13 protein-coding genes are annotated in these 12,594 nt (G+C 64.3%); 11 read left to right on the top strand and 2 right to left on the bottom strand.

The annotated features are described in order from the left end of the window. Positions 1-8 precede the first annotated feature (8 nt). From LZ016_RS11935 to LZ016_RS11925, 3 genes are read left to right on the top strand one after another with little or no spacing between them, the layout of a single operon-like run. Complete coding sequence (locus LZ016_RS11935) at positions 9-467, top strand: outer membrane protein assembly factor BamE (protein ID WP_241447690.1); 459 nt, start codon at positions 9-11, stop codon at positions 465-467. Between the two features lie 44 nt (positions 468-511). Then, entirely contained in the window at positions 512-1,279 is a 768-nt protein-coding gene (locus LZ016_RS11930) for a tryptophan 2,3-dioxygenase (protein WP_241447689.1), read from the top strand. Continuing rightward, positions 1,276-2,424 (top strand): aminotransferase class V-fold PLP-dependent enzyme, encoded by a 1,149-nt coding sequence (locus tag LZ016_RS11925; RefSeq protein WP_241447688.1) that lies wholly within the window; start codon positions 1,276-1,278, stop codon positions 2,422-2,424. Before LZ016_RS11930 ends, LZ016_RS11925 begins: the two co-directional genes overlap by 4 nt. Here the strand turns inward: LZ016_RS11925 and LZ016_RS11920 are convergent. Beyond that, positions 2,421-3,065 carry a TetR/AcrR family transcriptional regulator gene (locus LZ016_RS11920; protein ID WP_241448365.1) on the bottom strand — a complete coding sequence of 215 codons (645 nt, stop codon included), beginning with the start codon at positions 3,063-3,065 and terminating at the stop codon, positions 2,421-2,423. The two genes, LZ016_RS11925 and LZ016_RS11920, sit on opposite strands and share 4 nt — an antisense overlap. Before the next feature lie 126 nt (positions 3,066-3,191). Between LZ016_RS11920 and LZ016_RS11915 the strand changes: the two genes are divergently transcribed. Continuing rightward, the gene (locus tag LZ016_RS11915) at positions 3,192-5,513 is read left to right on the top strand and encodes a TonB-dependent receptor (protein ID WP_241447687.1); all 2,322 of its coding nucleotides are present in this window, start codon (positions 3,192-3,194) and stop codon (positions 5,511-5,513) included. 59 nt (positions 5,514-5,572) lie between these two features. Further along, positions 5,573-6,832: a spinster family MFS transporter gene (locus tag LZ016_RS11910; protein ID WP_241447686.1), complete on the top strand. Its 1,260-nt coding sequence runs from the start codon at positions 5,573-5,575 to the stop codon at positions 6,830-6,832. A gap of 48 nt (positions 6,833-6,880) precedes the next feature. On the opposite strand, the gene LZ016_RS11905 is transcribed toward LZ016_RS11910, so the two are convergent. Then, the gene (locus LZ016_RS11905; protein WP_241448400.1) at positions 6,881-7,630 is read right to left on the bottom strand and encodes a hypothetical protein; all 750 of its coding nucleotides are present in this window, start codon (positions 7,628-7,630) and stop codon (positions 6,881-6,883) included. Here LZ016_RS11905 and LZ016_RS11900 point away from each other — a divergent pair. From LZ016_RS11900 to recF, 6 genes are all read left to right on the top strand, one after another. Next, positions 7,592-8,569, top strand: coding sequence for a hypothetical protein (locus LZ016_RS11900; RefSeq protein ID WP_241447685.1), 978 nt, complete (start codon positions 7,592-7,594; stop codon positions 8,567-8,569). The genes LZ016_RS11905 and LZ016_RS11900 overlap by 39 nt on opposite strands. An 83-nt stretch (positions 8,570-8,652) precedes the next feature. After that, positions 8,653-9,234 carry a fasciclin domain-containing protein gene (locus LZ016_RS11895; RefSeq protein WP_241447684.1) on the top strand — a complete coding sequence of 194 codons (582 nt, stop codon included), beginning with the start codon at positions 8,653-8,655 and terminating at the stop codon, positions 9,232-9,234. A gap of 97 nt (positions 9,235-9,331) precedes the next feature. Further along, positions 9,332-10,435, top strand: coding sequence for a DNA polymerase III subunit beta (gene dnaN, locus LZ016_RS11890; protein ID WP_241447683.1), 1,104 nt, complete (start codon positions 9,332-9,334; stop codon positions 10,433-10,435). Positions 10,436-10,452: 17 nt separating this feature from the next. Beyond that, a complete protein-coding gene (locus LZ016_RS11885) occupies positions 10,453-11,064 on the top strand; it encodes a hypothetical protein (RefSeq protein ID WP_241447682.1) in 612 nt (203 codons plus the stop codon). Between the two features lie 6 nt (positions 11,065-11,070). Continuing rightward, entirely contained in the window at positions 11,071-11,388 is a 318-nt protein-coding gene (locus LZ016_RS11880) for a hypothetical protein (protein WP_241447681.1), read from the top strand. Positions 11,389-11,404: 16 nt separating this feature from the next. After that, positions 11,405-12,463 (top strand): DNA replication/repair protein RecF, encoded by a 1,059-nt coding sequence (recF, locus tag LZ016_RS11875; protein WP_241447680.1) that lies wholly within the window; start codon positions 11,405-11,407, stop codon positions 12,461-12,463. The last annotated feature ends 131 nt before the right edge of the window (positions 12,464-12,594 follow it).

The raw sequence follows: 12,594 nt of genomic DNA, 5'->3' as shown, positions 1-12,594 counted from the left end.
GTCCAATCATGAAGTCTGCGGTTGTTAAGGTTGCGACGATGTTCGTGGGCGCGGCGGTTCTGGCCGGCTGCGGCCTCAGCACGCGCGAGCATCGCGGCTATGTGATGGACGAGACGCTGACCACGGCCGTGGCCGTCGGAACCGACAACAAGGCGTCGGTCGAAAAGACGCTCGGTCTGCCGACCTTCACCGGCACGTTCGACCAGAACGACTGGTATTATGTCGCTCGCGAGACCCGCGCCTTCGCCTTCCGCAATCCGAAAACGATAGACCAGACGGTGCTGCACATCCGGTTCGACGGGGCGGGCAACGTCGCCTCGGTCGAGCAGACCGACGAGGCCCTGATCGCCGCGATCAAGCCGTCGAAGGACCAGACTCCGACGCTCGGCCGCAGCAAGAGCTTCTTCGAAGAGCTGTTCGGCAACATCGGGACGATCCGCCAGCCGGGCCTTCCGGGCAGCCAGTAAGGCCGATCTAGGCAGCTTATGGCCTTTGCCGTAAGCGCTCTCCCATGACCGCGACGCCCGCCGGCATGACCTATGCCGACTATCTGAAGCTCGACCAACTCCTGTCGGCGCAGCAGCCGTTGTCGCCGCTCCACGACGAAATGCTCTTCATCGTCATCCACCAGACCAAGGAGCTGTGGATGAAGCAGCTTCTCCACGAGCTGGCGCTGGCCATCCCGTTCGTCGGCGAGGATCGGATGGGCGAGGCGTACAAGGCAATGGCGCGGATCAGCCGCATCCAGGCCGTCATGACCCTCTCGTGGGACGTGCTCTCGACCCTGACGCCGGTCGACTATCTCAAATTCCGCAACGTGCTGGGCACGTCGTCGGGCTTCCAATCCGCTCAGTTCCGCGAGATCGAGTTTCGCCTTGGGCTCAAGGAGCCGAACTTCGTCAATCATTACGAGGAAGGCAGCGTGGAGCGCGCAAGGCTTCAGCGCGCGCTTGAGGAGCCGAGCCTTCGCGACGCAGCGATTGGAGCGCTCGAACGGGCGGGCTTCGATGTCGGCGACCGCTCGGTCGAGGCGCTCAGCCGCGCCTGGCTGCAGGTCTATCGCGACGCCGATCGCTGGTTCGAACTGTACGAACTGGCCGAGAAGCTGGTCGACATCGACGACGCCCTCCTTGCGTGGCGGCACAAGCATGTGCTGACGGTCGAGCGCATTATCGGCAACCGTCCCGGGACGGGTGGATCGGCCGGCGCGCCCTATCTCCGCGCCACGCTCGAAAAGCGCGTGTTTCCGGAATTGTGGTCGCTGAGAACCGAGCTTTGAGTTTCAAGCATCTGTTTTCGCGGAGCCTCGGCGCCGACCCCACGCGCCTGCACGTCGCCGCGCACAGCCACCATCTCTGGCCCGACGCCAGCTTCGATGGACAAGTCGAATGCTGGGAAGACGCGGCGCGGATGGCGGACCGCAAGTGGGACCGGATCATGGACGAGGTCTGGCCCGAAGCGCAGGGCCATGTCGCAGCGGAGCTCGGCACAGGAATGCCGGAAGCGCTCGTCTTCGCTCCGAACACGCATCAACTGCTCGTCAGCCTGTTCGCGGCGGCAACGTCGACCTGGCCGATCCGCGTGCTCACCAGCGATGGCGAATTCCACAGCGCGCGGCGCCAGTTCGCTCGGTGGGAAGAAGCCGGCGCGGCAACGATCGAGCGCGTTCCTGCCGAGCCTTTTGACAGCTTCTCCGACCGCTTCCTCGAACGCGCACGCAGCGGCGAGCAGGATTTCATCTTCGTCAGCCAGGTGCTGTTCGGGAGCGGCCGGCGCTTCGAACGCGTCGAGGAACTGGCGGAGCTGAGCCGGCCGGAAGGACCGTGGGTCGTCGTCGACGGCTATCACGCGTTCATGGCACTCGAGCGGCCATTCGCCGGAAGCGCGCCCGGGTCGGCGTTCTACCTTGGCGGCGGATATAAATATGCGATGGCGGGGGAGGGCTGCGCCTTTCTCCATGCTCCGCCGGGCTTCGGCGAGCGGCCGCGGATCACGGGTTGGTTCGCGGAGTTCGAGGATCTGACGCTGCCGCCGGGCTCCGTCGGTTATCGCAAGGACGGGATGCGCTTCATGGGCGCGACGTTCGACGCGTCGGGGCTGTACCGCTTCAACGCGATCAAGCGGATGCTGAAGGCGAATGGCCTCACGACCGGGCGTGTCTCCGCTCATGTGGAAGCGCTTCAAGAAGCTCTGCTCGAGCGGCTTGCGGGAACGAGCGTCGGTTCAGCGGAGCGGCTCAACCGGCCCGGCGATGCGCGATTTCTCGCCTTTCGTTCACCTGAGGCGCAGCGGTGGTCCAACGAGCTCAAGGCGCGCAACTGCATTACGGACGTGCGCGGCGACGTCCTCCGCATCGGGCTGGCGATCTATCATGACGAAGCCGACGTGGACGCGTTCGTCGCCTTGGCGAAGTCGCTGACTTAGGGCTCCAGCCCGCGCCGAATGAGGCCGTTGGCAACGCGAGTGACTTCCTCCGGATCCTCCTTGCTCCACACCCCGAAGCGCAGGCCGAGGAAGACGTTCATGCCCATGATGGCCCAAGCTTCGACCTCGCTCGCGAGCTTCGAATCGATGGCGTTCACCTCCCCTTTGTCTTTTCCGGCCTGAAGGCGCGCGGCGATGCGCTCGGCTGTCGTTTCGTAATGCTTGCGGAACCCGTCAGGGTCCACGAACTCGGCCTCGTCGATGATGCGATAAACCTGCCGGTGCGTAGCGACGAATTCCAGGAAGGACTGAAGCGCGCGACGCTCGCCGTCGAGTGTATCCGTCGACTGCTCCAGGGCCGGTGCAACATTGTCGCGGACCTGCGCGGACATGTCCTTGACCAACGCCCGGAACACCGCCTCCTTGCTGTCGAAGTAGGTGTAGAATGTTCCGAGCGCGACGCGGGCGCGGCTGGTGATTCCGACGATCGAGCCGTCGGAAAAGCCCTTTTCGCCGAACTCCTCCAGCGCCGCGTCGAGGATCTTGCGCAGCGTGCGTTCGCCGCGCGCGGTACGCGGCGCCTTCCCGTCGCTCGCAGCGCTCTCCTGTTGCGCGGGCGCATCAGCGCTTCGTTCACGGATTCGCGCCAAGCATCCCCCCTTGTCTGTCCCGTTTCTTCATGCAACATGAAAGCCGGTTCAGGTTTCAGTATTACGCAAGACCGGACCGGGCGCAATCATATTAGCGCCGAGGGAGAGGGGAAATAGATGATCCGCGCTGACCGTTTTGGCCGCCTGCTGCTTGCAGGTGTCGCAAGCCTCGCAATCGCCACACCCAGCTGGGCGCAGACCGCCGAGCAGACCACTGCCGAAGCGAACCAGCAACCTCCCGCACCGGACGCGACCGGAGCCACCAACGACGAAGGCCAGGACACGGCGACGACGGACGTGATCGTCACTGCGCGTCGTACCGACGAGCGTATCCAGCGCGTCCCGTCGTCCATCTCCGCTTTCAACGAGCGCGCTCTCGACCGCATCCAGGCGACGGACACGACCGGTCTGCAGGGTGCAGTGCCGAACCTCAACATCGTGCAGGGCCGCGGCTCGTCGAATGCGACCAACATCTTCATCCGCGGCATCGGCCAGCCCGACGCGTTGCAGACGTTCGACCCAGCCGTCGGCGTCTATGTCGACGACGTCTATCTCTCGCGCATCCGCGGCAACCAGCTCGATCTGCTCGACGTCGAGCGCATCGAGGTGCTGCGCGGTCCGCAGGGCACGCTCTACGGCAAGAACACGATCGGCGGCGCAATCAAGTTCGTCAGCCGCAAGCCCGGCGACGAGCTCCGCGCCGAGGGCAGCGCCTCCGTCGGCTCGTACAAGCAGTTCGACCTGCGCGGAAACATCTCGGGCCCGATCGCTAATGGCGTCGCTGTCGGCGTCTCGATCATGCGCTCGACGCACGACGGCTATGTCGAGGATCGCCTCGACGACCGCGAATATAACGACCGCGATTCCTTCGGCGCGCGCGGCGCAGTCGCCTTCACTCCGTCGGACCGTATCCGCATCGACCTGACGGCTGATTACAGCCGAGACGATGCCGCGCTCAGTGTCGGGCGCCCGGTCAACAACCTGACGACTTTCTCGGGCGGAACCTTGGTCGTCACCGACCCGGTCGGCTCCGGCAAATATAATTGGAAGGGCGAGACCACGCCCGGCCTGCCGAACTCGACGAAGCTGAAGCACTACGGTTTCGCCGGCACGGCCGCCTTCGACGTGACCGATAACGTGACGCTGAAGTCGATCACGGCGTACCGGAACCTCAAGACCGACGACTACATCGACATCGATGCCACGCATTACGAAGTCGGCGACGTCTTCGTCGGCGTCGACCAGCATCAGTTCAGCCAGGAATTCCAGCTCGCCTATACCAGCGACAGGTTCAACGGCGTCGCGGGTCTCTACTACCTCAACGAGAACGTGGACTCGCATCAGGAAGCTTATGCCGACGACCTGCTCGGCCCGCTCTTCCTGAACAGCGGCTTCCTGCGTACGATTGACGACAAGCTCAACACCAAGAGCTACGCCGGCTACGCAAACGGCAGCTACGAGATCGTGCCGAACGTTCGCCTGTCGGCCGGTGTTCGGTTCACCAAGGAGACGAAGGATTACTGGCGGACGACCAGCACCTTCTTCTCCCTGCTGCCGGCGTTCAACTCGACCTACGTGTTCGCGCCGCCGAAGGGGAAGTGGAACGACACGTCGCCAATGGTCAGCCTCGACTGGCAGGCGACGCCCGACACGATGGTCTACGCCCGCGTCGCCAAGGGCTTCAAATCGGGTGGCTTCAATGGCCGCGCGAACACGCCTGGAGAATCGACGAAGTACGATCCGGAGACGGTTTGGTCGTACGAAGCCGGCTTCAAGACGACGGTCGCCAAGCAGCTCCGCCTGAACGGCGCGATCTTCTACAACGACTACAAGGACTTCCAGGCGCGCGTCTCGGGTCTCGACACCGATCCGGTCACCGGCCTTCCCGCCCCCAAGCTGTCGGTTCTCAACGCCGGCAAGATGAACATCAAGGGCGCCGAACTTGAGGCGTCCTGGACGCCGATCCAGAACCTGCTGATCGACAGCCAGATCGGCTACCTGGACGCCGAGTACAAGGAGTTCGACGACGTTCGTTTCACCGCGTTCAACGGCAGTCGCGCGTTCCAGACTCCGGCCTTCGCGCCGAAGTGGACGGTGCGCTTCGGCACCCAGTACACGTTCGATCTCGGCGGCAGCGGCGGCATCACGCTGGGCGGTCAGACCCGCTATCGCAGCAAGCAGGCGCTGGCGGTCGACAATACCTTCGTGAACACCGACACGAAGATCGAAGGTCTGTTCCAGGACGGCTATTGGGTCGAGGATGCCCGTGTCGCCTGGGAGAATGAGACGAAGAAGCTTTCGCTTGGGCTCTACGCCAACAACCTGACCGACAAGGCTTACAAGACGGACGGCCAGGAATTCTCGAGCGTCGGCAACATCCGCACCGTCTATTACGGCAATCCGCGGACCTTCACGCTGAAGTTCACGGCCCGCTACTAGGTTATGGATCGTGCGGCGGGGCTTGCTGCTCCGCCGCCGTCCTGCCAGCGGAAGACGGAATGAACGAGCCCACAACCGAAGAGCGCGCGCTCCGGACACGCGTGCTCCTGCTTCTCCTGTTCGCTTACGTCTTCAACTTCATTGACCGGAACATCGTCGGCGTCCTCGCCGTGCCGATCCGGGATGAGTTCAACCTATCCGACACGGCGCTGAGCCAGCTCGGTATTGCGTTCGGTATCTTCTACGCGCTCATTGCGATTCCGATCGCCTGGGCGGCGGACCGCAAGAGCCGGGTCCACATCATCGCGGGCGCAGTCGCTCTGTGGAGCCTGTTCACTGCTACCTGCGGCATGGTGCAGAACTACACGCAGCTGGTCGTCGCGCGCATGGGCGTGGCAGTCGGAGAGGCCGGGGGAATCGCACCGTCCTACTCGCTCATCTCGGACTATTTTCCGCGCGAGAAGCGATCTCGGGCGCTGGCCTTCTACTCGCTCGGCATTCCGATCGGATCCGCGCTCGGCGTCTTTTTCGGCGGCTGGCTCGCCGCGCATCTGTCGTGGCGTAGTGCGTTCATTATCGTCGGCTTGCTCGGTCTTCCCGCCGCGTTGCTGATCAAGCTGCTGATCCCCGAACCCCAGCGCGGACGCTTCGATGCGGCGACACCCGTCGCGGCGCCGCCGGGACGAGAGGTGGCGCGCGCTCTGTTCGGAAATCCCAGCTTCTGGCTGCTCTCGTTCGGAGCCGCGTCCGGATCGATCCTGGGTTACGGCCTCATCTTCTGGCTGCCCAGCTTCTTCAATCGCAGCTTCGGCCTGTCCATTGAGGATGTGGGCTGGTTCTACGGCTCCATCGTGCTCGTCGGTGGAGCGCTTGGCACCTGGCTGGGCGGCTGGCTGGGCGACCGGCTCGGCGCGGAGCGCCCGGGCGGCTACGCGCTTATCCCTGCTATCTGCTTCCTGATCACCGCTCCGACCTTTGCGCTGGGACTCTTTGCGCCCAACCTGTGGGTTGCCTGGCTGCTCTTCACCGTCGGCCAAATGCTTGCCCTCGCCTGGCTGGGCCCGGTCATCACCGCGGTCCAGCACATCGTGATCCCGTCGATGCGCGCCACGGCTTCCGCGAGCTTTCTGTTCGTCAACAACCTCATAGGCATTGCCTTCGGAATCTACTTCCTCGGCTGGTTTTCCGACGCGATGAAGGCCGCGCACGGCAGCGATTCGTTGCGATACTCAATCCTCTACGGCCTCGTTTTCTATCTTCTCGCCGCTGTCTTCTACCTGTTCGCCGCAGCGCGCCTGAGGAAGGACATCAAGTCCTAACCTAGCCTGCAAGCCCTTGAAATGTCGGGTTCAGCCTAGTGCGCTAGTTCATGCCTCAACCTCCCGACAGGTGGAACGGCTGCGTAACAGAGCCGTTTCTTCGGGAATCGAAGAGGAGATTTCACGATGAGGAAGCTCATCCTGGCAGCTGGCGTCGCGGCATTTGCAATCGCCGTCCCAGCAGCAGCGAAGCCGGGCGGCGGCCATGGTGGCGGCGGCAACGGTGGCGAACAACAGGCGCGCGGCGGTGGCGGCGGCCACGGCGGCGGCGGTCAGCAGGCCCGTGGCGGCGGCGGTGGGCAGAAGGCCCAACGGGGCGGCGGTAGTGGCCAAAAGGCGCAACGTGGTGGCGGCGGTGGAGGCCGGAACTTTGCCGCCCAGCAGCAGCGTGGCGGCGGGGGCCAGAAGGCCCAACGTGGCGGCGGTGGTGGCCGCCAAATGCAGGCGCAACGCGGCGGCTCCCAAAAGATCGAGCGTCACGGCGGCGGAAATCAGGCGCGCTTCGCCAACTTCCAGTCGGAACGCGGCCACGGCGGCCAGAAGACGCAGCGTACCGAGCGCGGCGGTGGCAACCAGCGCCTCGTCCAGAACGAACGCGGTCACGGCGGCAACAAGGCGCAGCGCATCGACAATCGCGGCAATCAGGGACAGCGTTTCGTCCAGAATGAGCGCGGGCATGGCAACGGGAAGCGCGAGCTTCGCGCCGACAACCGCGGCAACCAGCATTTCGATGTCCAGAACCGTCGCGGCGATCGCCGCATGGCGGTCGAGAACGGGACCTTCCGCGACCTCGATCACGCGCGCCGCGTGAACATGGACAACAACGTGCGCATCGCGGCGTTCGACGACAACCGCATCGTCGTGCGGAACCGTGACGACTATCGCCGCTACGACCAGTGGCGCGACTGGAACGACAATGATTGGGACCGCTACTATGGCTATCGCGGACTCCCGGCGTCGTACGTCGGGTGCCCGCCGGGCCTGGCGAAGAAGTCGCCGGCCTGCGTCCCGCCGGGCCTCGCCCGGTCGCAGTTCGTCGGCCAAGTCCTGCCGACCTACTACGCGTCGAACTACATCCCGAACGACCTTCGGTACATCTATGGCGACACGCCCGATTATTATTACCGTTACGGCGACGGCTACTTGTACCGCGTCAATCGGGCGAACAATCTGGTCGCCGCCCTGCTGCCGTTGATCGGCGCGGGCTACGGCGTGGGGCAGTATTTCCCCTACTACAACCAGCCGTCCTACTACGTTCCGAGCTACTACCAGTCCTTCTATCCGGACACGCCGTACGATTATTATCGCTACGACGACGGGTACGTGTACCGCCTCGACGCCGGCACGGGGATGGTCGAGGACGTGATCCCACTGCTAGATAACGGGTACGGCGTCGGGCAGATGCTGCCGGTCGGCTATAGCTCCTACAACGTGCCGTACCAGTACCGGGACATGTACTACGACACGCCGGACTATATGTACCGCTATGCGCCGGGCGCGATCTACCAGGTGGACCGCGACACGCAGCTGATCACGTCGGTGGCGTCGCTGCTGACGGGCGGCCTTTCGGTCGGCCAGCCGCTCCCGCCGGCCTATTCGGTCTACAATGTGCCGATGGCGTATCGCGACAGCTACTACGACAGGCCGGACGCCTGGTACCGTTACAACAACGGCTACATCTACCAGGTCGACCCGACGACGCAGCTGATCACGGCGATCGTCCGCGCAATCGTCTGATTGCGATTTCATGGATCGCGGACGGCCCCGCATGCGTTGCGGGGCCGTTTCGCCCTCAAAACAAAAGAATCCGGGAGAAAGTGATGACCTCCAGACTGTTTGCGGCTGCTGCGATTGCGGCGGCTCTGGCGGCGAGTGGCTGCAACAAGAGCGACAATGCGAACAGCACGCCCGCCCAGCCGGCCGAAGCGGCGAAGAAGGCCGGCAACCAGACCATCGCCGATGCGCTCGACAAGAACGGACGTTTCTATCAGGCCGCCCATGCGGCGGGCTTGGACTCCACGCTTGCCGGTCCCGGCCCCTACACGGTGCTCGTGCCCAAGGATGAAGCGTTCGCCAGTGTCCAGGGCGCGCTTGCGGAGCCCGCAAAGCCGGAGAACCGCGCCGAACTGACCCGGGTCCTCACCTATCACATCCTGCCGGGAACGGTCCTGATCGACGACCTTGGCAAGGCCGTGGACAACGGCAAGGGCAAGGCTCTCGTCCAGACCATGAACGGCCAGACGCTCACGGCCACGAAGGAAGGCGGCAAGGTCGTGTTGACCGACACGTCGGGCGGGAAGGCAACGATCGTGGAGGGCGATCAGCAGCGCTCGAACGGCGTGGTCCAATATGTCGATGCCGTCCTCGCGCCGTCGGCGGACAAGGGCGCGGCCAAGAAGTAGCGCCGCAGCGCCTTCCAAGCGCCTTTCCTGCTTCCAAGCAGCCGAACGCTCGCTATAAACGAAGCGAAATCGGCATGTTTGGGGGCAGGGACGACGCATGAAAGCGACGATTGAGCGGGCGACACTCCTTAAGAGCCTGAGCCACGTCCAGTCGGTCGTGGAGCGCCGCAACACCATCCCGATCCTTTCGAACGTCCTCATCGAGGCGCGTGACGACGGATCTATCCGCCTGATGGCGACCGACCTCGACCTCCAAGTAGACGAGAGCGTTCCGGCCAATGTGAGCACGCCCGGCGCGACCACGGTCTCCGCACACACGCTGTTCGACATCGTCCGCAAGCTGCCCGATGGCAGCCAGGTCGAGCTCAACGCGGCCGAAGGCAAGATGCAGCTGACGGCGGGCCGCGCGCGCTTCAATCTCTCGACGCTCCCGCGGGACGACTTCCCGGTGATCGCCGAGGGTGACCTGCCGACCCGGTTCGAGCTTCCGGCGGCGACCCTTCGACAGATCATCGACAAGACCCGCTTTGCCATCTCGACCGAAGAGACCCGCTATTATTTGATGGGCATCTTCCTGCATGTCGCTGACGACCAGCTGAAGGCCGCCGCGACGGACGGGCACCGCCTCGCGCGCGTGACGGTCGCCAAGCCCGATGGCGCCGACGGCATGCCGGACGTGATCGTCCCGCGGAAGTGCGTCGCGGAGCTACGCAAGCTTCTCGAAGAGCTTGAAGGCACGGTTGAAGTCTCGCTGTCGCCGACGAAAATCCGCTTCGGCCTCGGCAGCGCGGTGCTGACCAGCAAGCTGATTGACGGCACTTTCCCCGACTACAACCGCGTCATCCCGACCGCGAACGACAAGCTGCTGAAGCTTGATCCGAAGACCTTCGCGCAAGGCGTTGACCGCGTGTCGACCATCGCGAGCGAGAAGACTCGGGCGGTGAAGATGAACGTCGATCGCGACAAGGTAACGCTGTCGGTGACTTCACCCGAAGCTGGCACTGCGACAGAAGAGCTGGCTGCCGACTATGGCGCCGACGGGCTCGAGATCGGCTTCAACGCCCGTTACCTGCTCGACATCCTCAGTGAGATTGACGGCGACACGGTCGAAGTCCACCTCGCCGATGCCGCGGCTCCGACCCTTCTGCGCGAGAAGGACAATAATTCGGCGTTGTACGTCCTCATGCCCATGCGGGTGTGAGCGGAGAGCCCGATCCAATGGACGTGGAGATCGAACATCCTCACGTCCAGCACCACAAGACCGGTCATCGTGGGCTAGACTTCGCGCTGCCACTCGCAGCGTTGTTCGTCTCGTTCGCGTCAATTTTCATCGCCTGGCACCACGGGCAGGTGATGAAGGAACTTGTTCACCAGAATGAGAAGCTGGTAGAGGCCAATTCGCTCCCGTACCTGCAGATTTACGGAAGCAACGGCCCAAACGGCGCGGTATCACTCAACGTCGTCAACCAGGGGGTTGGCCCGGCCCGGATCGCAACGGCTGAGATACTGGTCGACGACAAGCCCGTTCAGCGTCTGCGACAGATCCTGACCTCTTGCTGCGGTTCTGGCGAACATGCGGCTGTCAGCAGCTCAACGCTGCTTGGGCGTATGATCAGGCCCGGCGATATCGTCCCGTACGTCGAGTTTCACGCCGGCCAGGGCGATCGGGCCGAGGCACACGCGTTCGATGTCTTTCGGCAGTCGGGACGCATCAAGACGCGGCTTTGCTATTGCTCGGTCTTCGACGATTGCTGGGTCGTGACGAACCTCGACCCGACTCCCGTATCCGTGAACGAGTGTAAGGCCAAGGTGCCACTTTACCGTGAGTGAAGGCGGATGATCTGCCGGCTGTGGCGCGGCTGGACGACGCCGGAAGATGCAGACGCCTACGAGCGGATCGTGCGTGGCGAGGTCATTCCGGGCATCGAGGCCCGTCGCATTCCGGGCTTCCGCCACATCGGTCTCATGCGCCGCGACCTCGGCAACGAAATCGAGTTCCAGACCCTGATGTGGTTCGACAGCCTCGACGCCATCAAGGCGTTCATGGGCGAGGATTATGCCGTCAGCCACGTGCCCGCTGCCGCGCAAGCCGTCCTTACCCGCTTCGACGAATGGGCCTCCCATTTCGAGGTTATCGACCGCCGGGATCAATAGCGGCTAAGCCGGTGCCGTGCCGGTCAGCCGCCTCGCCCTCACCGACTTCCGTTCGTATCCGTCGGCGCTGATCGAGCCGGGCCCCGGCTTTGTCCTGCTCTCGGGCGAGAACGGAGCCGGGAAGACCAACCTTCTCGAAGCCGTCTCTTTGCTCAGCCCGGGCCGCGGGCTTCGCGGCGCACCCCTGTCGGAAATGACGCGGGTTGGCGGAGAGGGCGGCTTTGCCGTGGCCGCGCGTCTCCGCGAAAGCGAGATCGGCACGGGCACGCTCGCTGCAGCGCCCGAGCGCCGCCAGGTGCGCGTCAACGGCGCTCCCGCTTCGGTGAACTCGCTCAGCGAATGGCTTTCCGTCCTGTGGCTGACGCCCGCGATGGACCGCCTCTTCCTCGGCTCCGCGGGCGACCGCCGCCGGTTCCTTGATCGTCTCGTGCTCGCGCTTGAGCCCAGCCACGCTCACCACGCGTCGCGCTACGAGGCTGCAATGCGCGCCCGGACCAAGCTGCTGACCGACGAAGCGCCTGCGGATCCTTCATGGCTGGCTGCCCTCGAACAGCAGATGGCGGAGCATGGCACGGCCATTGCCGCCGCTCGGCAGCGCACCGTCTCCGCGCTGGAAGAGCGGCTGGAGTCTGCGCCAGAGGATGAGTTTGCCCGCGCAGCAATCGCCATCCACGGCTGGCAGCAAGGCGACCTCTCCGCAGAGCTGAGCGCCAACCGCAGCCGCGATACGACGGCCGGACGCGCAACGTCGGGCCCGCACCGGCAGGATCTGATCGTCAGGCACCGCGCCAAGCAGATTGAAGCTGCCCGCTCATCAACGGGGGAGCAGAAGGCACTCCTGCTGGGCTTGGTCCTTGCGCATGCGGAGCTCGTGGCCGAGCGCCGTGGCGAACCGCCGATCCTGCTGCTGGACGAAGTTGCCGCCCATCTCGATCCGAAACGCCGCGCAGCCCTGTTCGGACGCCTCGAAAAGCGCGGCCAGGTGTGGATGACGGCCACCGAAGCGGAGCTGTTCGATGGTATCGGCGGAGCCAGCCGCTTCCACGTCGAAGGCGGCTCGGTTCAGCAAACCTAGACTTTCCGCGGTTTCTCACTATATCGCACTGCAACACGAAGCGCTTTTCCAAGCGGCGTGAACGGTCTCGACCGAGTTCGAGGACCCGGCCCGCGCTTCGATCGACTTTGCTCTCCAATTCACGCGGGGCG

The sequence above is a fragment of the Sphingomonas telluris genome, assembly GCF_022568775.1.
Lineage (GTDB): Bacteria > Pseudomonadota > Alphaproteobacteria > Sphingomonadales > Sphingomonadaceae > Sphingomicrobium > Sphingomicrobium telluris.
Note: the sequence above shows the minus strand (reverse complement) of the source record. Positions and strands in the feature narration are given on the sequence as shown.

Excerpts from the sequence above, each read along its gene's own strand:
- LZ016_RS11910 (WP_241447686.1), top strand. The coding sequence starts at position 5,573 with ATGAACGAGCCCACAACCGAAGAGCGCGCGCTCCGGACACGCGTGCTC.
- LZ016_RS11895 (WP_241447684.1), top strand. The coding sequence starts at position 8,653 with ATGACCTCCAGACTGTTTGCGGCTGCTGCGATTGCGGCGGCTCTGGCG.
- LZ016_RS11915 (WP_241447687.1), top strand. The coding sequence starts at position 3,192 with ATGATCCGCGCTGACCGTTTTGGCCGCCTGCTGCTTGCAGGTGTCGCA.
- LZ016_RS11885 (WP_241447682.1), top strand. The coding sequence starts at position 10,453 with ATGGACGTGGAGATCGAACATCCTCACGTCCAGCACCACAAGACCGGT.
- LZ016_RS11935 (WP_241447690.1), top strand. The coding sequence starts at position 9 with ATGAAGTCTGCGGTTGTTAAGGTTGCGACGATGTTCGTGGGCGCGGCG.
- LZ016_RS11930 (WP_241447689.1), top strand. The coding sequence starts at position 512 with ATGACCGCGACGCCCGCCGGCATGACCTATGCCGACTATCTGAAGCTC.
- dnaN (WP_241447683.1), top strand. The coding sequence starts at position 9,332 with ATGAAAGCGACGATTGAGCGGGCGACACTCCTTAAGAGCCTGAGCCAC.
- LZ016_RS11900 (WP_241447685.1), top strand. The coding sequence starts at position 7,592 with ATGGCGGTCGAGAACGGGACCTTCCGCGACCTCGATCACGCGCGCCGC.
- LZ016_RS11880 (WP_241447681.1), top strand. The coding sequence starts at position 11,071 with ATGATCTGCCGGCTGTGGCGCGGCTGGACGACGCCGGAAGATGCAGAC.